Genomic DNA, 22,511 nt, shown 5'->3' with positions numbered 1-22,511 from the left:
AGGGACCGGAAAAGCCCGTGGGGGGTCTTGCGTTGAGGCGCTGACAGACCGCGAGACGGCGCGCTGAGGTCTATTGGCACAACGCCGAGGTGACGAACGTATCGGTTCGGCAGTCGCCCGGCTTGCGCTGCCGGCCGGGGATCAGCACCTTGGCCGAGCAGGTCTCTGCGGAATCGGTGTTGAGACTCTTGCCTTCCTTGTGGCCCTTGCTTTGGCAGAGCCGGTCGGCGCCGAGCTTGCAATCCGGCGTGCCGTTGGCGGCCATCGGACAGGCCGCCCGGCCCGAGACCATGCTCGAGGGCTTGGCGAGCCGTGACAGCGCATCGCCGGTCTCTTTCAGGACGCCTGCCGTGCCAGCGTCGCCGTTCGGGACCGCCTGCGGCGCCGGCGGCGCAGCCTGATCGCCGGGAGCGCCGACCTGATCGCTCGCCGAGGCGGGTGGCGTGACGGGCGCATCCGCCGAGGGCTTGAGCGGAATGATCGACATCTTGTCGAACAGCTTGCCGAGCTCTTCGACCAGGCCGGGGTTGGACGGCGGCGGCGCGGGCTCGGCTGAGGGCGTTGGCGACGGCGGAGGCGGCTCGCGCAAACCGGCTGCAGGCGCCGACTGAGCCAAAGCTGACTGAGCCAAAGCCGACGGAGTCCAGGCCAGGGCCGAAAGCGCGATGCCCGGCAGCACAACACCAAGCAGCAGCGTGGCGGCGGCGAGCGGCCCCGATCGCATCAGATCAGTTTGATCGCGACGACAAAGCCCGCGACCAGCACGGCCGCGCCGAGCGCCACCCACAGGCCGAGATGCTTCTCGATGTGCACCTTGATCCATTCGCCATAGCGGTTCAGCAGGATCGCAGCGATGAAGAAGCGGCCGCCACGCGCCACGATCGAGAACAACACAAACAGGAACAGGTTATAGCCCGCGAAGCCTGACGTGATCGTGACGAGCTTGTAGGGGATCGGCGTCAGCCCCTTCAGCAGAATGATGACCGCGCCCCATTCGGCATAAGAGGCACGGAAGGTCTCGACCTTGTCGCCGAGGCCGTAGAGATGGATCAGCCACTGGCCGAGCGAATCGTAGAGGAGTGCGCCGATGGCGTAGCCGACCAAACCGCCCGCCACCGAGGCCGCGGTGCAGACGCCGGCGAACAGCCAGGCGCGCTGCGGCTTGGCCAGCGACATCGGAATCAGCATCACATCCGGCGGCACCGGAAAGAACGAGCTTTCGGCGAAGGCGACCGCAGCCATGATCCAGAGGGCATGCGGCTTGTGCGCGGCGTCGATACACCAATCATAGATACGTCTGAGCATGGTCCGCGATGAAGCAAACCGGGCAGCTTTTGTCTATGGCCGATGTGCTGATCCGATCCGCGCCTCGGACCGCCTCTTGCGGACTGGCTCTAATGCCGCTTGCGGATCGTCCGGCCTTCCACCGCGACGATCGGTCGCTCCGGCACCCGTCCCGGCGCCGTCCTGGCAACCTTCACCGGCGATTTCGGCAGCTTCTCGGCGATCCCGAGCAGCCGTTCACGCCGCTCCATCTCTGCCCAGACATCCTCCGGCCGGACGTCGAGTTCGGCCCACAGCACCGTCAGATTGTAGATCAGGTCGGCGCTTTCCCGCACCACGGCCTGGGCGTCGCCGCCGACTGCATCGATCGCGACCTCGATGGCCTCCTCCGCGAGCTTCTTGGCCATTTTGCCGGTGCCCTGCTGCATCAGCTTGGCCGTGCGCGAGCGCGCCGGATCCAGATCCCTGGCCGCCAGCACAGCGCGATAGAGCCGGTCGATCGAATCAGTCATCGCGCCACACTAGTTAAAATCGATGGCCCGTATATTAACGTTTGCCACGAGCATGAAAAAATCCGCCGGCCAGAGCCGGCGGATCGCATCAATCGATCCGACATCACCAATGGGGGTGATGATAATAGCCGCCACCATAGCCACCGTAATAGGGGCCGCCGCCGTAATACTGATAACCCGGCTGGTAGCCGTAATAGGCCGGGCGGCCGTAATAATAGTGGTCCTCGTAATAGGAGCGGCGGTTCTGGGCCGCGGCGATCGCCAGACCCGTGCCGACGATGCCGGCGAAGGCCGCAGCGGCAGCTGCGCCGCCATTGCCACGATAATGCCGCCGGCGCGCGCTGATATCGGTCAGCCCGCCGTCGCTGGCGGTCTTGGCGACGACGCCCTTCTCGCCCGGCGCCGATCCGGCGAAGGCGAGCGTCGGCTGAACGGCCGTCAAAGTGACCGCCGCCACCGTCGCCAGGACGGTAGCACGGCCGAAGCGTGAAACATTTCCGCGCTGTGCGATCATGTGGATTCTCCGTGCGATCGAAATCTCGCAAACCAACTCATTATGTGGGTCCACAGTTCCCCTCTCGAAACCATGAGTCGAAGCCGCAAAACGCCGCAGGGCTTGCTCATGGACCGTTCAGATTCGATCCGACATGATCAGGCGCCGCCGGCCGGAGCGACACGTCACGAAATTGACACATCAGCAGTCCGGCGAAGCGACGTGAATACCGGCGAGACAGTCCGGTGCGGCCTGCGAATACCGGCGTGAGCTGATGCGTATGCGACGACCCGCTTTCCTGCTTACCCTCGCGCTTGTCACGGCGTTTGTCCCTGCATGGCTGTCACAGCAGTACGCCGCGGCCGAGGAGCCCAAGCGGGCGGTCGCCGTCATGTTCGCGCTGGATCGTCCGCTCGATGGCAGCATGGCGCCGCTGGTCCTTGCGGCAAGCCGCGGGCTGTTCAGCACCGTGGGCGTGGCGCTGACGATGACCACGGCCAAAGGCTCGCCCGACGCGATTGCGCGCGTGGCGTCAGGCGACGCCGACATGGCGCTTGCCGACATCAACGAACTGATCCGCTATCGCGACGGCGCCGGCAGCCAGACGGTCAAAGCCGTCTTCGTGCTGTTCAACAAGGCGCCCTATGCGCTGATCGCGCGCAAGAGCCGGGGCATCAACGGGCTCAGCGATATCGAGGGCAAGACGATCGGTGTCGCCGAGGGCGACCTCTCGATCCGGCTCTGGCCGGCGGTCGCGCGGCACAACCATCTCAAGCCCGACAGCGTGAAGCTGTCGCGGGTCGGCGCCGCGGTGCGCGAGCCGATCCTGTCCGCGGGCCAGGTCGATGCCGTCAGCGGCTTCTCGTATCTGTCGGCGATCAATCTGCGCGACCGCGGCGTGCCCGCCGCCGATCTCGCGGTGCTGCGCTTCGCAGACTATGGGTGCGAGGCCTATGGCCACGCGGTGATCGTCAATCCCGGCTTTGCAGCAAGGCAGCCGGAGGCCGTGAAAGGCATGCTGCGGGCGCTGACCGAAGGTCTCCAACTCGCGATCAAGGACCCTGCGGCTGCAGCCGCTGACGTGGTGAGCCGCATGGAGGATGGCTCGCAAGACCTCGAGCTCGAACGGCTGCAGGCCGTGCTCGCCGACAATGTGCTGACATCCGACGTGCGCCGCGACGGCATCGGCGGCATCGACCCCGCCAGGTTCGAGCGCGCCCTCGACCAGCTTGCCGAGGACGGCAAATTTCACAAGCGCCCGCTGCCGGGCGAGATCTTCGACGACCGCTTCCTGCCGCCCACCGACAGCCGCCTGGTCAATTGAGCGCTCGCCGCGATTGCCGATCCCTTGCTAACATCGCGCGCCGCCGGCCGGCGGTGATTCCACCTCTGCTCACGAAGCGCTCCGCCCATGTCCCTGCTCCGCATCTACGCCCGCGTGCTCCACCTGCTTGGCAAGGAGGCGAGGCTCGGCTGGTTTCTGGCGGTCGCCAACCTCGCGCTCGCGGTGGCGCAGTTCGCCGAACCGGTGCTGTTCGGACGCATTGTCGATTCGCTGTCGGGCAGCGCCTCCACCACCACCGCATGGCCGCTGCTCGCAGCCTGGGCCGGCTTCGGCCTGTTCACGATTCTCGCCAGCGCCTGGGTCGCGCTGCAGGCTGACCGGCTCGCCCATCGCCAGCGCCACGCCGTGCTGACGAGCTATTTCGAGCACATCCTGCAGCTGCCGCTGACCTTCCACTCGGGCACGCATTCGGGGCGGCTGATGAAGGTCATGATCAACGGCACCGACGCGCTATGGCATCTATGGCTGTCGTTCTTCCGCGAGCATTTTGCCGCGATCATGTCGGTGATCGTGCTGCTGCCGCTGTCATTGTATCTCAACTGGCGGCTCGCGATCCTGCTGTTCGTGCTCTGCGTCGTCTTCACGGTGCTGACGACGCTGGTCGTGCGCAAGACCTATGGCATGCAGAGCGAGGTCGAGGAGCACTACAGCAACCTGTCGGCCCGCGCCTCCGACGCGCTCGGCAATGTCGCGCTGGTGCAGAGCTTCGTGCGCATCGACGCCGAGGTGCAGGGCCTGCGCAGCGTCGCCGGACAATTGCTGTCGGTGCAGATGCCCGTGCTCGGCTGGTGGGCGCTGGTGACGGTGATCACCCGTGCCTCCACCACCATCACCGTGCTCGCGATCTTCACGCTCGGCATCGCGCTGCATCAGGCCGGGCTGAGCTCGGTGGGCGAAATCGTGATGTTCGTGTCGTTCGCGACCATGCTGATCCAGAAGCTCGAGCAGGTCGTGTCATTCATCAACAACGTGTTCATGGAGGCGCCGCGGCTGGCGGAATTCTTCACCGTGCTCGACGCCGTGCCGGCGGTGCGTGACCGTCCGGACGCGATCGATGTCGGTCGCCTGTCGGGCCTTGTCGAGTTCAACGACGTCTCGTTCTCCTATGACGGCAAGCGCCCGGCGGTCGAGGACCTCACCTTCACCGCGCTGCCCGGCCAGACCATCGCGCTGGTCGGCCCGACAGGCGCCGGCAAATCGACCGCGATCGCGCTGCTGCATCGCGCCTTCGATCCGCAATCCGGCTTCATCAAGATCGACGGCATGGATGTGCGTGGCCTCAAGCTGGCGGCATTGCGCCGGAACATCGGCGTCGTGTTCCAGGAGGCGCTGCTGTTCAACCGCTCGATCCGCGAAAACCTGCTGGTCGGCAAGCCCGACGCGACGGACGAGGAGCTGCGCAGCGCGGCCGCCCGCGCCCAGGCGCTCGACTTCATCGACCGCGCCGAGCAGGGCTTCGATACCAATGCCGGCGAGCGTGGCCGCATGCTCTCGGGCGGCGAGCGCCAGCGGCTGTCGATTGCGCGTGCGCTGTTGAAGGATCCGCCCATCCTGATTCTCGACGAGGCGACCTCGGCGCTCGATGCCGTGACTGAGGCCAAGCTCAACGCGGCGCTCGACGAGGTGATGAAGGACCGCACCACTTTCGTCATCGCGCACCGGCTTTCGACCATTCGCAAGGCGACGCGAATCCTGGTGTTCGAGAACGGACGCGTGATCGAAAGCGGAACGTTCGATGAACTCGTCGCCCAGGGCTGTCACTTCGCGGAACTCGCCAAGGCCCAATTCATGGTGCAAGAAAGCGCACGCTCCGCGCTTGGTGCGAGTGCGAGCGACGGCCCCACCGTCAAGGCCTGATCGCGGGACGCTTTCATCGTGGAATTGAATAGCTCGCCTCTGTTCTGGAGCGTCGAGCCGGTATAGGTTCGCGACCTGCCGCGACCGAAGCGGCGCCGGACACGCTTGAAACCCGAAAGCCCGTTTGCCCACCTCGCAGCGCGAGGCGGGTTCTCAAAGGACCGGACCAGACCAGTGCAGACGCTTCGCCTGTTGTTCCGCTACGCGCCGATCAAGATCATCGCTCTCGCCGCCGCTCTCGTAGTTGCGCCTCGCTTGGCCAACGCAGAGGCGCTGCTGCTCGTCGAAGCCGATACCGGCAAGGTGCTGGAGGCGCAGAACGCGACCTATCCGTGGTATCCGGCTTCCGTCACCAAGCTGATGACAGCCTATGTGACGCTGAAGGCGGTGAAGGAGGGCAAGCTCTCGCTCGACACGCTGGTGACGGTATCGCCCACCGCAGCAGCGCAATCGCCGTCGAAGATGGGATACCGGCCGGGCACGCAGCTTACCGTCGACAACGCGCTGAAGATGATGCTGGTGAAGTCCGCCAACGACATGGCGGTGGTGCTGGCGGAGGGCGTCGGCGGCTCGATCGACGGCTTCTCGGCGATGATGAACGAGACCGCGCAGAAGCTCGGCATGACGCAGACGAGCTACGTCAATCCGAACGGCCTGCCGGCCGATGGCCAGATCACCTCGGCCCGCGACCTCGCGATCCTCGCCCGCGCCATCATCCGCGACCTGCCGGAATACGAATATTTCGTGCACATCCCGTCGATCCGCTACGGCCGTCGCGTAGTGCAGAACTTCAACCGGCTGATCGGCCGCTATCCGGGCGCCGACGGCTTCAAGACCGGCTTCATCTGCGCCTCCGGCTACAATCTGGTCGCATCGGCCACCCGCAACGGCAAGCGCCTGATCGCCGTCGTGCTCGGCGCCTCGTCGGGGCAGATGCGCGGCGTGCGCGCCATCCAGATGCTCGACCGCGGCTTCAACGGCAACCAGCTCGGCTGGCTGAAGGCGCCGCTCGGCAATGTCGAGCAGCTGGTGCCGGTCGATGCCACCCCGCCCAACCTGCGCGACGACATGTGCGGCGGCAAGCGGCACCGGCCCGCAAGCGATGACGACGAGGAGACGGTGGCCGGCGGCGAGGGCGAGACCACGGGCGGGACTCTGCTGGCCGGGCTGCAGGCCCCCGCGCTGAAGCCGTCGGAGATCCTGGCCGCGGCCCCTGCCCCGTCCGAACCGGTTGTGGTCTATACCGGACCGACGCGTACCGGCGCGGCCCTGATCGCAGCCGTCGCGGCCGATGCCGACGCCCAGACCCCGCCCAAGCGCCGCGGCAAGAAGGCGCATGTCGCCGCCGGGAAGGAGGCGAAGTCCACGACCCGGACCGCCGCCAGGGCCGATTCCAAATCGGATTCCAAGGGTGATACGGGAGCGAAAGCCGGAGCGAAGCGGGATGCAAAAGTGTCCGACGCCAAGCCGGCAGCCGCACACCACGCCGCGTCCAAGCACGAGTCCGGCGCAAAAGCGGCGGAAAAGCCCGCCTCGGAGGCGGCATCCAAGCCGGCGAAGCCCAAGGCCGCCGCCAAGCCGAAGAGCGACGGCAAGCCGGCGCCAAAGGACGGCTGATCGCGCGCGGGGCACAGCCGGCCTTGGCCCGGCCACGATAGCCCCGCTCTCTGCCTCTTTCGTCGATACTTCGGCCGGCTTGCCTTGCCCGGCCGGAGATTAGATATTGGCCGCCAAATGCCCCGGCGCGACCGGGGCGCGGACGCATCACGCGACCAACATCAAGCGACCATAAGAGACGATCAGAGAGGAAGGTTCATGGAGCGCATCTGGCTCAAGCACTACCCGGCCGGCGTTCCCGCCGATATCGATCCCAGCAAATACCAGTCGCTGGTCGAACTGCTGGAAGAGAGCTTCAAGACATTCGCCGACCGCCGCGCCTTCATCTGCATGGACAAGGCGATCAGCTATCGCGAGCTCGACGACATGTCGGTGGCGATGGGCGCCTATCTGCAGGGGCTCGGACTTGCCAAGGGCGCGCGGGTCGCGCTGATGATGCCCAACGTGCTGCAATATCCGATCGCGATCTCAGGCGTGCTGCGGGCCGGCTATGCCGTCGTCAATGTCAACCCGCTGTATACGCCGCGCGAGCTCGAGCATCAGCTCAAGGACTCCGGCGCCGAGGCGATCATCGTGCTGGAGAATTTCGCCCACACGGTGCAGCAGGTGGTCGGCCAGACAAAGGTCAAGAACATCATCATCGCCAGCATGGGCGACCTGCTCGGCTTCAAGGGCGTGATCGTCAATCTCGTCGTCCGCCGGCTGAAGAAGATGGTGCCGGCCTTTTCGCTGCCCGGCGCGGTGCCGTTCAACGATGCGCTCGCCGCCGGCCGCAGCAAGCGGTTTCAGAAGCCCGTGATCGGTCCCGACGACGTCGCCTTCCTGCAATATACCGGCGGCACCACCGGCGTCTCGAAGGGCGCCACATTGCTTCACCGCAACGTGGTCGCCAACGTGCTGCAAAACGACGCCTGGCTGCAGCCGGTGATGGAGCGGCCACCGCATGTCGATCAGCTGCTGATCGTCTGCGCGCTGCCGCTCTATCACATCTTTGCGCTGACCTGCTGCTTCCTGCTCGCGGTGCGCGCCGGCGGCGCCAATCTCCTGATCCCCAATCCGCGCGACATTCCCGGCTTCATCAAGGAGCTGATGAAGTATCAGGTCAACAATTTCCCGGCCGTCAACACGCTCTATAACGGCCTGCTGCATCACCCTGACTTCCGGAAGCTCGACTTCTCCAAGCTCAAGGTCTCCAATGGCGGCGGCATGGCCGTGCAGCGTCCGGTGGCCGAGCAGTGGAAGCAGGTGACGGGCTGCAGCATCGCCGAAGGCTACGGCCTGTCGGAGACCGCGCCGGTCCTGACCTGCAACCTGCCGACCTCGACCGAGTTCACCGGCACGATCGGCCTGCCGCTGCCCTCGACCTGGCTCTCGATCCGTGACGACGACGGCAACGAGGTGCCGCTGGGACAGGCCGGCGAGATCTGTGCGAAGGGTCCGCAGGTGATGGCCGGCTATTGGAATCGTCCTGATGAAACCGCCAAGGTGATGACGGCGGACGGCTTCTTCCGCACCGGCGACATCGGCATCATGGCCGCGGACGGCTCGATCAAGATCGTCGATCGCAAGAAGGACATGATCCTGGTCTCCGGCTTCAACGTCTATCCGAACGAGGTCGAGGAAGTGATCGCGACCCATCCGGGCGTGCTCGAGACCGCGGTGATCGGCCTGCCCGACGAAAAGACCGGAGAGGTCGTCAAGGCGTTCGTCGTCAAGAAGGACCCCGCCCTCACGGCCGAGGACATCGTCAAGCATTGCCACGCGCAATTGACGAACTACAAGGTGCCGAAGCAGATCGAGTTCAGGACGGAGCTGCCGAAGACCAATGTCGGCAAGATCCTGCGCCGCGAGCTGCGTGACGAAAAGAAGAATCCGGCGGCGGCGGCGTGAGGCCGTAGCGCCGGGCCGGCGGCTGTGCGATGACGGATACGTGATCGGGGCGGGCCGTTGCCGTTTCTGGCCCGCCGAATAGTGTAGCGCGCCAAGCGCAAGACACGTCTCCAGACGCGTCACAAGCCACATCCAGGGGAAGGAGTTACTCAAATGACCATTCAGGTAGGCGAAAAGCTGCCACAGGCCCAGTTCCGCGTCATGACCGAGGAAGGCCCGCAGGTCAAAACCACCGACGACATCTTCAAGGGCAAGAAGGTCGCGCTGTTCGCGGTGCCCGGCGCTTATACCGGCACCTGCCACAAGATGCATCTGCCCAGCATCTTCCTCAACGCCTATGCCCTGAAGGGCAAGGGCGTCGACACCATCGCGATCATCTCGGTCAACGACGCCTTCGTGATGAATGCCTGGAAGCGCGACACCGACCAGCGCGACGAGGCCGTGTTCCTGGCCGACGGCAATGCCGACTTCACCAAGGCGATCGGCATGGAGCTCGACGCCTCCGGCCACGGGCTCGGCATTCGCTCCAAGCGCTATTCGATGCTGGTCGAGGACGGCGTGGTCACCAAGCTCAACCTCGAAGCCGCCCCCGGCAAGGTCGAGGTCTCCGGCGGCGACACGCTGCTCGGGCAGCTGTAAGGGCACGGCTATCAGACTGGGGGGCGAGCCGCCCCTCCAACCACGGTCATTCCCCGCGGAGGCGGGGAATCCCGTACGCCGCAGCGTTTCGGTTGAACACGACTGTCAGTGACCACTGGATCGCCCGGTCAAGCCGGGCGATGACAGTTGGGCTTGTCGCGACGACTGATGGGCGTGTCGCAATGAGCTGCTGTGAGCCGATAGCGCCGCCCAACTAACAATCAGCCGCGCACGTTCTTCTGCAGCCTGGCCATCGCCACGCCGTCGCGGGCCAATTGATCGGCGCGCTCGTTCTCGGCGTGGCCGGCGTGGCCCTTGACCCAGTGCCAGTTGACCTTGTGCGGCTTCAGCGCGGCATCGAGCCGCTGCCACAGCTCGGCGTTCTTGACCGGCTTCTTGTCGGCGGTCTTCCAGCCGTTGCGTTTCCAGCCGTGGATCCAGCCGGTAATGCCCTGCCGCACATACTGGCTGTCGGTGTAGAGCTCGACCTGGCATGACTTCTTCAGCGCCTCGAGCGCCGAGATCGCGGCCATCAGCTCCATGCGGTTGTTGGTGGTGTGCGGCTCGCCGCCCTTGAGCTCTTTTTCCTTGTCGCCAAAGCGCAGGATCGCGCCCCAGCCGCCGGGCCCGGGATTTCCCGAGCAGGCGCCGTCGGTGTAGATGCTGACGGTGGGAAGCTCGCTCATGCCGTCGCTCCCGAGCCGTCCAGGCCGTAATCGCGCACGCTCGTCACCGCCTGGTGGAAGCGCAGCTTGCGGACATATTCGAGCGGATCCTTCGGCTTCACCAGCGCGCCCGCCGGCACGTTGAGCCAGTCCACCAGCCGCGTCAGCAGGAAGCGGATCGCGGCGCCGCGCGCCAGCAGCGGCAGCGCCGCGAGCTCGGCCTGCGACAGCGGCCGCTCGCGTCCATAGGCATGGAAGAAGGCGCGGGCCTTGGTGACGTTGAGCGAATGATCGGCCTCGAAGCACCACGCGTTCAGGCAGATCGCGACGTCATAGGCGAGGATGTCGTTGCAGGAGAATGGGAAGTCGATCAGGCCCGAGAGCTGGTCGCCGAGGAAGAACACGTTGTCCGGAAACAAATCGGCATGGATGACGCCCTCCGGCAGATCCGTCGGCCAGCTGCGCGCGAGCACGTCGAGCTCGGCCGACAGCAGCGCGGACAGGCCGGCCTGCACGGTGTCGGCGCGGTCGGCGGCCTGGGCGAACAGCGACATCCATCCCGACACCGAGAGCGGATTCTTGCGTACCAGCGGGAAGTCGCGTCCCGCCAGATGCATCCGCGCCAGCGCCGTGCCGACGCCGGCGCAATGCGCGACGTTCGGCTTGCGCGGCCATAGGCCTTCGAGGAAGTTGATGATCGCCGCCGGCCGGCCGGACAGCGTCGAGTAGACGGCGCCGTCGCGGTTGCGCGCCGGCTGCGGACAGCTGACGCCGCGCTCCGCCAGATGCGCCATCAGCCCCAGGAAGTACGGCAGATCGTCCACCGCCACGCGCTTTTCATAGAGCGTGAGGATGAAATAGCCCTTGGTGGTGTGGAGCAGGAAGTTCGAGTTCTCGACGCCTTCGGCGATGCCCTTGTAGGAGAGCAGTTCGCCGATGTCGTAGGTCTTGAGAAAGTCCGCGAGCTCGTCGGCGGCGACGTCGGTATAGACCGCCATACCCTATCCTGATTGTCGAAGTTCGCCCGCACCCGCCTCCCCCGATGCGAACTTCGAGACCAGGGAGGCCCGTTGCGCCCTTCATCGCGCATGCACGCGCCGCGTTCAAGACCGATGCGCCGCGCCGCGGACGGAAAACAACGACCGCCCGCAACGCGCCTATTCGGCCGCCGCTTCCGGCCGCAGCGAGCGCGGCAGCGGGAAGAATTCGTTCTCTTCCGCCGCCGAGACCGTCTCGACATGGAGCACGTAGCGCTCGGCAAAGGCGCCCATGATCTCTTCGACGATCACCTCGGGCGCCGAGGCGCCGGCGGTGATGCCGAGGCTCTTGATGCCTTCGAAGCGCGCCCAGTCGATATCGGAGGCGCGCTGGGCCAGCACCGCAATCGGGCAGCCCTCGCGCTCGGCGACCTCGCGCAGGCGCTGCGAGTTCGATGAGTTCGGCGCGCCGACCACGATCAGGGCGTCGACCACCGGGGCCACCTTCTTGACCGCCAGCTGGCGGTTGGTGGTGGCGTAGCAGATGTCTTCCTTGTGCGGGCCCGAGATGTTCGGGAAGCGCCCCTTGAGCACCGACACGATGTCGGCCGTGTCGTCGATCGACAGCGTGGTCTGGGTGACAAAAGCGAGGTTGTTCGGGTCCTTCGGGGTGAAGGTCGCGGCGTCCTCGGCGGTCTCGATCAGGGTCACGGCCCCGGGCGGCAGCTGGCCGACCGTGCCGACCACCTCCGGATGGTGCGAATGGCCGATCAGCAGGATCTCGCGGCCGCGCTTGAAGTGGATCGCCGCCTCGCGATGGACCTTGGTCACCAGCGGGCAGGTCGCGTCCAGGGAGAAGAAATTGCGCGCCTGGGCCTCGGCCGGAACCGATTTCGGCACGCCATGGGCCGAAAATACCACCGGTGCATTGGTATTGTCGGGGATCTCGGCCAGTTCCTCGACGAAAATGGCGCCCTTGGTCTTCAGGCTGTCGACGACGTATTTATTGTGCACGATCTCGTGGCGGACATAGACCGGGGCGCCATAGATGGCGAGCGCCCGCTCCACGGTGTCGATGGCGCGCACGACGCCGGCGCAGAAGCCGCGCGGCGAGCAAAGCACGATTTTGAGGTCTGGTTTGGCTGCCATGGGCTGATCTTCGGGCCTGATCTGTGCGGCTTGTGCGGCGACCGGATCACCCCAGGGCCGACAGGCGGGGGCGGCCGAGACGTCACGGCTTTGCGCTAGAACTTGTTTGGGTAGGACTTGGGACTGCTTTCGAGCGCTGTCAAGGCCGTTTTCGTCAGGCCATTGCGCGCCGCCCCCCGGACGGCTTATATAGGGCCAATTCCCGTCATCGCCGATGACCGTAGGTTTCGCCTCCAGGGCCGGGGCGGAGCACAAAGGAGATTTGCCATGAGCAACGCCCCGCTGATGCCGAAGGCAACTGCCGTGTGGCTGGTCGACAATACCGCTTTGACCTTCGACCAGGTCGCCGATTTTACCAAGATGCACCCGCTGGAGGTGCGCGCGATCGCCGACGGCGACGCGGCCCAGGGCATCAAGGGCATGGACCCGATCTCGACCGGCCAGCTTACCCGCGAAGAGATCGAAAAGGGCGAGCGTGACCCGAATTACCGCCTGAGATTGCAGGAAAGCAAAGTCGTGCTGCCGCCGCAGCCCAAGCGCAAGGGGCCACGCTACACCCCGGTGTCGCGCCGCCATGAGCGCCCGAGCGCGATCCTCTGGCTGGTGCGGAACCATCCCGAGCTCAAGGATGCGCAGATCATGCGGCTGGTCGGCACCACCAAGACCACCATCGCCAGCGTGCGTGACCGCACCCATTGGAATGCGCAGACCCTGACGCCGATGGACCCGGTGACGCTCGGCCTGTGCTCGCAGATCGAGCTCGACTTCGAAGTGCAGCGCGCCGCCAAGGAACGGCCGCTCGACGCCAATTACAGCGGCGCCACCCTGCTGCCGGCCTCCGAAACCACCCGCAAGGACGAATACGAGCCGGAGGGCCGCGATCAGGACGATCTCAACGTCGACGCCGTGTTCGCCAAGCTCAAGACCATCGGCGGCAAGAAGCCCGACGAGGACGAGGAGTAGGACGGCCGCCCACCGTCCCCGGCTCGATCTGCTCTCGATCTCGATCCGGACACCGGTGCGCGGGACCATCCCCGGTGTCGTCCCGGACAAGCCCATCGACGCGCAGCGGCGGTGGGCGCAGATCCGGGATCCATAACTACCGAATTCGATGAGCCCCCCGAACGGGCCGCCTGCCCGTTTCGGACATCACGCGGAGGCGTCCCGGTGCCGCGTGCGCAATTCCTCCAAAAAAAATGGCGCCGGGAATGCCGGCGCCATGGCAGTCTTGGGAGGAACGCGACAAATCAGAACTTGTAGGTGACGCCGGCGCCGACCAGCCAGGGATCGATGTTGGCGCGGCCAGTGATCGGAATGGCGCCGTTGACGGTGGCCGAGTAGTTCGGCTGCAGCCACAGCTTCTTGACGTCGACGTTCAGGCCCCAATGCTTGTCGAGCATGTAGTCGAAGCCGAACTGGACAGCGGCGCCCCATTGGTTCGAGATATGCAGGTTGGTCACTGCAAGACCATTGAACACCTGGTTCGAAGCGCTCTGGTTGAAGAACACCGTGTAGTTCACGCCGGCGCCGATATAGGGCTTGAAGGCACCGAAATCGGTGAAGTGGTATTGCAGCGTGAGCGTCGGCGGCAGCAGCCAGGCCTTGCCGATATTCAGTCCGTCCAGCGTGCCGGTGCCGCTGATCGAATGACGGGTGACGCCGAGGATCAGCTCGGCCGCGATGTTCTTGGTGAAGAAGTAGCTGATGTCGAGTTCCGGCACGACCTGGTTGGAGATCTTCAGGCCGGAATTCGGCGACGACAGCGCGGGCACGCCGGTGACGTTCACGGTGGAGCCGCCCGCGTCCGGCAGCACGCCGAGGGCGCGGACGCGGATCATCCAGGGATTCCAGGCCTCGACCACTGGCGCCTTGGTGTAGACCGGCGCCGCCTGCAGGTCCGCTGCTTGCGCCGAGCCCATCGCTCCGCAGACCGCCGCCAGCACCAGCAGCGACGACGAAAATTTGAATGTTCTGTTCATCGAGGTCCCCATAGCCACGCTTGAGCTACACTTGCGCGCTCATAACCGCGCGTTGTGGCCACAGATGTGGCGGGATGACATTCGATTGGATTTGATCTCGATCAATCGGTGCGGTTGCAGCGCCGAAGTCGCACGACTGTTGCACCGATGTCACGCGCCATGAGAGGCGCTTGCAGTCACGCTCAGCGCCGGTCGGGATGATTCAGCATGTATTCGCCGAGATCGCGCTGCCGGCGATCGGCGCGCGCCTCGGCCCGCTGCCGCTGCACGTCGCGGTCCTTGCGGCAGGCGACATATTCGGCCGAGCCGGGCGCAACCTTGCCGCCGGCCTGGCAGACCGCATCGTCGTCGTCATTGCCGAGCGCCACCGCAGCCCCCTGATTGCGGGCGGCACAGCCGGCAAGCGCCAGCGCGGCCATCAACACCAGGGCCAAACGGGCAGAGGTCTGTCGCATCGAACGTTCCATTCTCGTCAATCAGGCGAAGCCGTTGCTTGACGACAATGGACGCCCGGGTCAAGTCCGGGGGCGCGTATGTCGAGGCGCATCCTACGCCAGGCCATACCAGAGCATCGCCGCATGCGGCGTTTCCGGCCATGGCCGGCGCGCCGACACAGCATCGCATGGTTCATGTTCTGGGTACGACTTTGTTCCTCACCCTCAGGAGCCCGCCGGAGGCGGGCGTCTCGATGGGCCGCAAAGAACGACGCTAGACCCGGCTCTTCAGCGCCTCTCCGATCTCCTCGAGCACCTTGGGATCCTCGATCGTGGCCGGCATGCTCCATTGCTCGCCGTCGGCGATCTTCTTGATCGTGCCGCGCAGGATCTTGCCGGAGCGCGTCTTCGGCAGCCGGCCGACGGTGATCGCGAGCTTGAACGCCGCGACCGGGCCGAGCTTGTCGCGCACCAGCGCCACGATCTCCTTTTCGATCTGCGACGGGCTGCGCGAGACGCCGGCCTTGAGCACGATGAAGCCGCAGGGCACCTCGCCCTTGATCGCGTCCTTGATGCCGAGCACGGCGCATTCGGCGACATCGGGATGCGAGGCCAGGATCTCCTCCATGCCGCCGGTCGAAAGCCGGTGGCCGGCGACATTGATGATGTCGTCGGTCCGGCCCATGACGAAGACATAGCCGTCCTCGTCCTTGTAGCCGGCGTCGGAGGTCTTGTAGTAGCCGGGGAACTCGCTGAGATAGGACTCCTTGAAGCGATCCTCCTGCTGCCACAGCGTCGGCAGGCAGCCCGGCGGCATCGGCAGCTTGATCACGATCGAGCCCATGGTGTTGGCGGGCACGGGCTTCGCCGCCTCGTCGACGATGTCAACCTGATAGCCCGGCATCGGCACGGTCGGCGAGCCGTGCTTGACCGGCAGCAGGCCAAGGCCGACCGGATTACCGGCGATGCACCAGCCGGTCTCGGTCTGCCACCAATGATCGATCACCGGCACTTTGAGCTGCTGCTCGGCCCATTCCACCGTCGGCGGGTCGGCGCGCTCGCCGGCCAGAAACAGCGTGCGGAACTGCGACAGATCGTATTTGCGCAGCAAGGTGCCTTCGGGATCCTCCTTGCGGATGGCTCGGAAGGCCGTGGGCGCGGTGAACAGCGCGACCGCCTTGTGGTCGCTGATGACGCGCCAGAATGCGCCGGCATCGGGCGTGCCGACCGGCTTGCCCTCATACATCACCGAGGTCGCGCCATGGATCAGCGGGCCGTAGATGATGTAGCTGTGGCCGACCACCCAGCCGATGTCGGAGCCGCACCACCACACCTCGCCCGGCTTGATGCCGTAGAGATTCTCCATCGACCATTTCAACGCGACCAGGTGCCCGCCATTGTCGCGCACCACGCCTTTCGGCTTGCCGGTCGTGCCGGACGTGTACAGAATGTAGAGGGGATCGGTCGCGAGCACGGGCACGCAAGGCGCGAGCTTGCCATTGGCAAGCGCGGATTTGCGCAGCGCCGCCCAATCATAATCGCGGCCGGGCTTGAGCTCGCAGACATGCTCGGGCCGCTGCAGGATGATGCAGGCCTGCGGCCGCTTGTCCGCAAGCTCGATCGCCTGGTCGAGCAGCGGCTTGTACTGCACGATGCGGCCCGGCTCGATGCCGCAACTCGCCGACAACACGAGCTTCGGGGTGGCGTCATCGATGCGGGTCGCAAGCTCCTTCGCCGCGAAGCCGCCGAACACCACCGAATGCACCGCGCCGATGCGCGCGCAAGCGAGCATCGCGACCATCGCCTCCGGCACCATCGGCATATAGAGGATGACGCGATCGCCCTTGGCCACCCCGAAATCCTGCATGATCGCAGCCAGCGTCTGCACCTCCTTCAGCATCTCGGCATAAGTGAGCCGGGTGACAGAGTTGGTGAGCGGCGAATCATGGATCAGCGCCAACTGCTCGCCGCGACCGGCGGCGACGTGGCGATCGAGCGCGTTATAGCAGGTGTTGACGACGGCGCCGGCAAACCAGCGGCCATAGGCGCCGCTCGAGGGATCGAAGATCTTTTTGGCCGGCTCGATCCAGTCGATCGCGCGGGCGGCCTCGGCCCAGAATCCCTCCGGGTCCCGCACCGACCTGGCATGGACCTCGTGATAGCGGCTCGCAGCGCTCATGACGTTTCCCCAAGATCTGTGTTTATTCCCGACTATTGTCCGGGACAAAGCGACAGTTCAAGCCGTCATGAATTGATCCAGATCAGGAGCCACTGTGGTACCGGCCATTTTCTGGCACGGATCCATGCGCTGTGTCGCGCAGCGTGTCCAAACGGCGCTGCAGGGCTAGACGAAGGTCGTAGCCGGGCTTGCCGAACCGCGCGTTCCGCTCGGCGATGAAATCGCGCTGCTCCGGCCGCTGGTCAATAGCCGTCGACGCCGTTCAATCGTCGCAGGCGATCCTGCATCTCCTTCTTGAGGTCGTAGCCGGGTCGGCCGAAGCCGACATTGCGGCGGGCGATGAATGCGTCCTGCTCTTGCTGCAGGGCCCGTGCCGCGGCCGGCTGCACAGCTTCGCGCATGATCCGTGTCTGCGCGCCGTCGATCTCGCGATCGAGATTGGCAAGCTCGGGATCGGCGCAGATCGCCTTCTCGACCGCACGGCGCGCCGTCGCGCAGTTGAAGCTCGGCCGGCCGGCCACAGCCAGCTGGGCGCCGAGACGCTCGAGCTCAATGGCGAGCGCATGATAGTTGCTGCGGGCGCTGGCATGATCCGGATTGAGCCGCAGCGCGGCGGCGAAGTCAGCCAGGGCTTTCGGGCGGTTGCCCTTCTTGCGATACAGCTCGCCACGCGCATTCAGGATGTCGGCGAGCGTCGGATCCAGCTGCAGCGCGACGTCGTAATCGGCGATGGCGCGATCCGGCTCGCCCTTGGTGATGAAGATCGATGCCCTCGCGATCAGCGCGTTGATACGATCGGCCCGAGCCGCCTTGGCATTATCGATCAACGCGCCGCATTCTGTCAGCACCTTGTCGGCGTCATGCGCCTCCGATGCAGCCATGCAGGCACCGGGGTCCACCACCGGCTCCTTGCCGGGTTCGGCCGCGCCGATCGCATGAAGCGGCGAGGTCAGCAGCATTGCCAAGCCGACGAGCGCAACCAGACGCCTCACATCTGCGCGGCAACTAACGGCACATCGCCAGGCGGATCCGGACAGAGCAGCTGCTTTTCTCATCGCATATATCATCCAGACATCGCGGGCGGAGCCTCATTGATCCCGCGGGCTGCTCAACTATACAGACACCGTTTCGGTACGATAGTCCTTCACGCGTCGCACAGACGGCCTGCGGCCGCATTCCGATTTGCCGCGAACAGGCAACTGACATGCGCCTGATGATTTCGCAAGTTCCTGCGAGGGCGCAGCGGATCAGGCCAGCCCGTCATGACGATCCGCGTTTGAACCTGTCGCGCCGCACGCAGACTCAACCTCCATGACTATCATGACAGACCATTCGCGCGCACGCGGCGCCATCGCGTCCCCTGCGCGCTCTTTTTATTTCAACATGTCCCTGGCCTGCATGGCCACGGCGTTTCTCGGCTTTGCACCGACCTACTGGCTGCCGCTGGCGCGCGGTTCGTTCTCCGGCGCGCCCGTGGTTCACTTCCACGGCTTCCTGTTCTTCACCTGGACCCTGTACTTCACGTTCCAGAGCGGGCTGGCCGCTTCGGGACGCAAGGCATGGCACCGCTCGCTCGGCATTTTCGGCGTGTCGCTCGCCACGGCGATGACGATCTTCGGCTTCCTCGTTGCGGTGGAGGCCATGAAGCGGTCCGCCGCGATCGGACAGGGCAATGAAGGCATCGCCTTTGCCATCGTGCCGCTCAGCGGCATTGCGTTCTTCGCGGTCGTGTTCGCGCTCGCGGTGATGCAGGCGCGGCGGCCGGAAACGCACAAGCGGCTGATGCTGCTCGCGGGCATCTCGCTGCTCGATGCCGCGGTGGCGCGCTGGTTTCTGACCTTCCTGGCACCGCCCGGCCCGCTCGGCCCGCCGCCGGTGTTCGTGACCATCCCGCCAGCCTTCGTTGCCTATCTGCTGCTCGTCGTCGCCATCATCTACGATCGCCGCACATTCGGACGGGTTCATCCGGTCTATGTCTATGGCGGCCTTGCGCTGATCGCGGTGAAGCTCCTGAACTGGCCGATCAGCATGACGTCGACGTGGCATGCGATCGGCGGCAGTATCCTGGCGATGGCGCAGTAGCGCAGCCGATCAACGCTCGTCATTGCGAGGAGCCGAAGGCGACGAAGCAATCCAGGGCTCCGCGGATGCCCTGGATGGCCTCGCTTCGCTCGCAATGACGGAGGAGCTATCGAAAGATCAGCTCCGGCAGGTCAGTCCGCCGTCGACGACCAGCGTGATCCCCGTGACGTAGCGCGATTCGTCGGAGGCGAGGAACAGGGCGGCGTTGGCGACGTCGAAGGCGTCGCCCATATGCCCCATCGGCACCTGTGCGTCGCGCTTCCTCCACATCTCCTCGACGTCGCCCTTGGCGTAGCTCGCGGCGAGGCCGGCGGAATGTTCGACCATCGGCGTCTTCATCAGCCCGGGCAGGATCGCATTCACACGGACATGCTTCGGCGCGAACTCGACCGCGGTGGTGCGCGTCATCTGGTTCATCGCCGCCTTGCTCGCGCCGTAGCTGACATAGGAAATGCCGACCTGCCGGATCGAGGCCACCGAGGAGATGTTGATGATCGAGCCGCCGCCCTGGCCGATCATCACGGGAATGACGTGCTTCATGGCAAGGTAAGCGCTCTTGAGATTGACCGCGAAGACGCGGTCCCACTCAGCCTCCTCGACATCGACGACGCTGCCCATCTCGGCGATCCCGACATTGTTGTCGAGCACGTCGATGCGGCCAAAGGCTGCAAGGCAAGCCTTCACCATGGCCTCGACCTCGGCAGCTTTCGACACGTCGGCGGTGAACGCCTCGGCCTGACCGCCTTCGCCTGAAATGATCGACGCCGTCCCCGCCGCCGCGTCTCCGTTGCGGTCGACGCAGAACACTTTCGCGCCCTGCCGCGCGAAGGTCACCGCGGTCGCCTTGCCGTTGCCCCAGCCCGGTCCGATCGAGCCGGCGCCCACCACCATCGCCACCTTGCCCTTGAGCCGATCCATCGCGTTCTCCCGCCTGTTTGTTATTGGTTGCAGGCGCTCATCGTAATGGTCGCGGCGCCGATGTCATGATCGAAGATTTCCGACAGCGTCCGGCACTGTCCCTCGGTGCAGATCCGCCATTCCCCCGCAGCGCCAGAATTGGCGAGCACGATCCGCGACAGCGGCTCGCGATCGACCTGCCACTCAAACCAGCCGTCGACCAGCCGTGCCCCAGGCGGAGGCTCCATGCCGGCGCCGGAGCCCTTGACCCGCGCCTGTACCAGTTGGAGGCCATCGCCGGTGACGCGCCAGTCCTCCTGCCATGCGGTCTTCTCGACCGAATGGGTCCAGGCCAACGTGAAGCCGGCGAGGGCCAGGGCCTTGACGACGCCGGCTGACGCGAGACAGAGACTCAAGCTGAGACCACCACGGCCGCAGGCGGCCGCTGCCGCCACTGCCACGCGACGATCGCTACGGCCAGGACGAAGCCCAGCACGTCGCTATAGGGGAATTCGCCGAGCAGACAGACCGATGCGACGAAGGACAGCAGACGCTCGATCACGGTCATGCGCGTGAACAAAAAGCCGATCGCGACCATGCCGAACAGGCCGATCGAGACCAGGGCCTTGACGCCGGCATAGGCCACCGCGCCGAGAAAGCCGAGTTGCGCCTCCATCGGGTCGCCGGCCTGCAGCATCAGCGCCGGCGAGTAGACGAAGATGAAGGGAATGACGTAGCCGGCCAGCGCGATCCGCATCGCCTCCCAGCCGATCTTGTCCGGGTTCTCCTTGGCGATCGGCGCGGCGGCCAGCGCCGCCAGCGCCACGGGCGGCGAGAGGTCGGCCATGATCCCGTAGTAGAACGCGAACATATGGCTGGCGATCAGCGGCACGCCGAGCTTGGCGAGCGCGGGCGCCGCCAGCGCCGCGGTGATGATGTAGGTCGGGATGGTCGGAATGCCCGTGCCGAGCAGGATCGACAGCAGCATGGTCATGATCAGCGCCGCGAACAGGCTGGTCTTGCCGAGGCCGATCACCCAGCTGCCGAAGATCGAGCCGACGCCGGTCTGGGTCATCATGCCGATGATGACGCCGACGATGGCGCAGGCCATGCCGACGGTCAGCGCCGACTTGGCGCTTTCGGCGAGCGAGTCGCGGCACGCATGCAAGGTCGCCATGCCGCCGCGCACGAAGCCGGTGATCACGACGAGCGCGACGACCACGGACGCGACCGGCACGATCTGCAGGCCGTTGCGCGACAGCGCGCCGACCACGAGCGCGAGACCGATCCAGAACACGTAGCGCAGCACCTGGTTGGAGAAGCCCATCGTGATCGAGGTGCCGAGGATCAGCGCCACAGTAAGGGCCAGGCCCATCGAGCCCGCATAGAGCGGCGTGAAGCCCTCGAACAGCATGTAGACCAGTGCGGCCAGCGGCAGCACGAGATACCAGCGGGCGACCAGCGCCTTCCACGCGCTCGGGATCTCCGACGGCTTCATGCCGGTGAGGCCATGCTTGCCGGCCTCCAGATGCACCATCCAGAAGGCGGAGGCGAAATACAGGATGGCCGGGATCACGGCGGCCTTGACGATTACCGAATAGTCGACGCCGAGAGTCTCGGCCATGATGAAGGCCACCGCGCCCATCACCGGCGGCATGATCTGGCCGCCCATCGAGGCCGTGGCCTCGACGCCGGCAGCGAAGGCGCGGCGGTAGCCGAACCGGATCATCAGCGGAATCGTGAACTGGCCGACAGTGACGACATTGGCGACGCCGGAGCCGGAGATCGTGCCCATCATGCCCGAGGCGAACACCGCAACCTTGGCCGGACCGCCCCGCGTGCGCCCGAACAGGCCAAGCGAGACGTCGGTGAACAGCTGGATCATACCGGCATGTTCGAGGAACGATCCGAACAGGATGAACAGGAAGATGTAGGTGGCCGAGACGTAGATCGGCACGCCGTAGAAGCCCTCGGTGCCGAACGACAGATGGGTAATGACCTGATCGAAATCATAGCCGCGATGGTTGAGCGGCGCCGGCAGATACTGGCCGAAGAACCAGTACAACAGGCAGGCGCCGCACATCAGCGGCAGTGCCAGACCCATCAGGCGACGGGTGCCCTCGAAAATCAGCACGGCGAGCAAGGTTCCGACCACGAGGTCGGCGCGGGTCGGATCGCCGTCACGCGCGATCAGATCGGCGTAGAAGATCCACTGGTAAAGTCCGCAACTGAAGCCGATGGCGCCGATGGCCCAGCCGGCGATGCGTCCGGCATCGGTCTTGGCGGTGAAATTGCCGATCAGGCCGAAGGTGAGCAGCAGCAGGAAGCCGACATGGACGCCGCGCACCACCTGGCTCGGCAGATAATTGAAGGCGGCGACATAGAGCTGGAACAGTGCGAAAGCGAGGCCGATGCCGTAAGCGAGATAGCCCCAGCGGCCGGGGCCGAATCCCTCCGGAAAGCCGTGTTCGAAATTGTCGAACTCGACCTTCACAGGCGTTTCCATGTTCAC

At 65.5% G+C, this 22,511-nt stretch carries 21 protein-coding genes; 7 read left to right on the top strand and 14 right to left on the bottom strand.

What is annotated here, in order from left to right:
• Nucleotides 1–70: 70 nt before the first annotated feature.
• The 4 genes from HL671_RS01725 to HL671_RS01710 form a co-directional block, all read right to left on the bottom strand.
• Entirely contained in the window at nt 71–724 is a 654-nt protein-coding gene (locus tag HL671_RS01725; RefSeq protein WP_012041263.1) for a hypothetical protein, read from the bottom strand.
• Complete coding sequence (locus tag HL671_RS01720; RefSeq protein WP_172235407.1) at nt 724–1,305, bottom strand: YqaA family protein; 582 nt, start codon at nt 1,303–1,305, stop codon at nt 724–726. The genes HL671_RS01725 and HL671_RS01720 overlap by 1 nt, the downstream gene beginning before the upstream one ends.
• 89 nt (nt 1,306–1,394) lie before the next feature.
• Nucleotides 1,395–1,796, bottom strand: a complete 402-nt coding sequence (gene hisE, locus HL671_RS01715; protein ID WP_012041261.1) for a phosphoribosyl-ATP diphosphatase — start codon at nt 1,794–1,796, stop codon at nt 1,395–1,397.
• A 103-nt stretch (nt 1,797–1,899) separates the two neighbouring features.
• Nucleotides 1,900–2,310, bottom strand: a complete 411-nt coding sequence (locus HL671_RS01710) for a hypothetical protein (protein WP_012041260.1) — start codon at nt 2,308–2,310, stop codon at nt 1,900–1,902.
• A 253-nt stretch (nt 2,311–2,563) separates the two neighbouring features.
• Here HL671_RS01710 and HL671_RS01705 point away from each other — a divergent pair, with 253 nt between their 5' ends.
• From HL671_RS01705 to HL671_RS01685, 5 genes are all read left to right on the top strand, one after another.
• Nucleotides 2,564–3,613: an ABC transporter substrate-binding protein gene (locus HL671_RS01705; RefSeq protein WP_012041259.1), complete on the top strand. Its 1,050-nt coding sequence runs from the start codon at nt 2,564–2,566 to the stop codon at nt 3,611–3,613.
• Nucleotides 3,614–3,700: 87 nt separating this feature from the next.
• Nucleotides 3,701–5,491 (top strand): glucan ABC transporter ATP-binding protein/ permease, encoded by a 1,791-nt coding sequence (locus tag HL671_RS01700; protein ID WP_172235406.1) that lies wholly within the window; start codon nt 3,701–3,703, stop codon nt 5,489–5,491.
• Nucleotides 5,492–5,665: 174 nt separating this feature from the next.
• A complete protein-coding gene (locus tag HL671_RS01695; RefSeq protein ID WP_172235405.1) occupies nt 5,666–7,108 on the top strand; it encodes a D-alanyl-D-alanine carboxypeptidase family protein in 1,443 nt (480 codons plus the stop codon).
• A gap of 198 nt (nt 7,109–7,306) precedes the next feature.
• The gene (locus HL671_RS01690) at nt 7,307–8,998 is read left to right on the top strand and encodes a long-chain fatty acid--CoA ligase (RefSeq protein ID WP_172235404.1); all 1,692 of its coding nucleotides are present in this window, start codon (nt 7,307–7,309) and stop codon (nt 8,996–8,998) included.
• 153 nt (nt 8,999–9,151) lie between these two features.
• On the top strand, nt 9,152–9,637 hold the full coding sequence (locus tag HL671_RS01685) for a peroxiredoxin (protein ID WP_041750324.1): 486 nt from the start codon (nt 9,152–9,154) through the stop codon (nt 9,635–9,637).
• Nucleotides 9,638–9,858: 221 nt separating this feature from the next.
• On the opposite strand, the gene rnhA is transcribed toward HL671_RS01685, so the two are convergent.
• From rnhA to ispH, 3 genes are all read right to left on the bottom strand, one after another.
• Nucleotides 9,859–10,323: a ribonuclease HI gene (gene rnhA, locus HL671_RS01680; protein WP_012041254.1), complete on the bottom strand. Its 465-nt coding sequence runs from the start codon at nt 10,321–10,323 to the stop codon at nt 9,859–9,861.
• Nucleotides 10,320–11,300 (bottom strand): homoserine kinase, encoded by a 981-nt coding sequence (locus HL671_RS01675; RefSeq protein WP_012041253.1) that lies wholly within the window; start codon nt 11,298–11,300, stop codon nt 10,320–10,322. The genes rnhA and HL671_RS01675 overlap by 4 nt, the downstream gene beginning before the upstream one ends.
• 159 nt (nt 11,301–11,459) lie before the next feature.
• Nucleotides 11,460–12,428, bottom strand: coding sequence for a 4-hydroxy-3-methylbut-2-enyl diphosphate reductase (gene ispH / locus HL671_RS01670; RefSeq protein WP_041750323.1), 969 nt, complete (start codon nt 12,426–12,428; stop codon nt 11,460–11,462).
• A 267-nt stretch (nt 12,429–12,695) separates the two neighbouring features.
• Here ispH and HL671_RS01665 point away from each other — a divergent pair, with 267 nt between their 5' ends.
• The gene (locus HL671_RS01665) at nt 12,696–13,391 is read left to right on the top strand and encodes a DUF1013 domain-containing protein (protein WP_012041251.1); all 696 of its coding nucleotides are present in this window, start codon (nt 12,696–12,698) and stop codon (nt 13,389–13,391) included.
• A 284-nt stretch (nt 13,392–13,675) separates the two neighbouring features.
• Here the strand turns inward: HL671_RS01665 and HL671_RS01660 are convergent, their stop codons facing one another.
• The 4 genes from HL671_RS01660 to HL671_RS01645 form a co-directional block, all read right to left on the bottom strand.
• On the bottom strand, nt 13,676–14,407 hold the full coding sequence (locus HL671_RS01660; protein ID WP_012041250.1) for an OmpW/AlkL family protein: 732 nt from the start codon (nt 14,405–14,407) through the stop codon (nt 13,676–13,678).
• A gap of 182 nt (nt 14,408–14,589) precedes the next feature.
• Nucleotides 14,590–14,862: a hypothetical protein gene (locus tag HL671_RS01655; protein ID WP_041751219.1), complete on the bottom strand. Its 273-nt coding sequence runs from the start codon at nt 14,860–14,862 to the stop codon at nt 14,590–14,592.
• Nucleotides 14,863–15,115: 253 nt separating this feature from the next.
• Nucleotides 15,116–17,020, bottom strand: a complete 1,905-nt coding sequence (locus HL671_RS01650) for a propionyl-CoA synthetase (RefSeq protein ID WP_172235403.1) — start codon at nt 17,018–17,020, stop codon at nt 15,116–15,118.
• Nucleotides 17,021–17,262: 242 nt separating this feature from the next.
• Nucleotides 17,263–17,979 carry a tetratricopeptide repeat protein gene (locus HL671_RS01645; protein ID WP_012041246.1) on the bottom strand — a complete coding sequence of 239 codons (717 nt, stop codon included), beginning with the start codon at nt 17,977–17,979 and terminating at the stop codon, nt 17,263–17,265.
• A 352-nt stretch (nt 17,980–18,331) separates the two neighbouring features.
• Between HL671_RS01645 and HL671_RS01640 the strand changes: the two genes are divergently transcribed.
• Nucleotides 18,332–19,102, top strand: a complete 771-nt coding sequence (locus HL671_RS01640; protein ID WP_172235402.1) for a hypothetical protein — start codon at nt 18,332–18,334, stop codon at nt 19,100–19,102.
• 117 nt (nt 19,103–19,219) lie between these two features.
• Here HL671_RS01640 and HL671_RS01635 read toward each other — a convergent pair whose 3' ends face one another.
• Genes HL671_RS01635 through HL671_RS01625 form a run of 3 tightly spaced genes read right to left on the bottom strand, consistent with a single transcriptional unit; the run spans nt 19,220 to nt 22,505 of the window.
• Nucleotides 19,220–20,020, bottom strand: coding sequence for an SDR family NAD(P)-dependent oxidoreductase (locus HL671_RS01635; RefSeq protein WP_172235401.1), 801 nt, complete (start codon nt 20,018–20,020; stop codon nt 19,220–19,222).
• 20 nt (nt 20,021–20,040) lie between these two features.
• A complete protein-coding gene (locus HL671_RS01630) occupies nt 20,041–20,415 on the bottom strand; it encodes a DUF1850 domain-containing protein (RefSeq protein ID WP_012041243.1) in 375 nt (124 codons plus the stop codon).
• Complete coding sequence (locus HL671_RS01625) at nt 20,412–22,505, bottom strand: TRAP transporter permease (RefSeq protein WP_012041242.1); 2,094 nt, start codon at nt 22,503–22,505, stop codon at nt 20,412–20,414. Before HL671_RS01625 ends, HL671_RS01630 begins: the two co-directional genes overlap by 4 nt.
• Between the last annotated feature and the right edge of the window lie 6 nt (nt 22,506–22,511).

It is taken from the genome of Bradyrhizobium denitrificans (assembly GCF_013179005.1).
GTDB classification, from domain to species: domain Bacteria; phylum Pseudomonadota; class Alphaproteobacteria; order Rhizobiales; family Xanthobacteraceae; genus Bradyrhizobium; species Bradyrhizobium denitrificans.
This window is presented reverse-complemented; position numbering and strand designations above follow the sequence as displayed.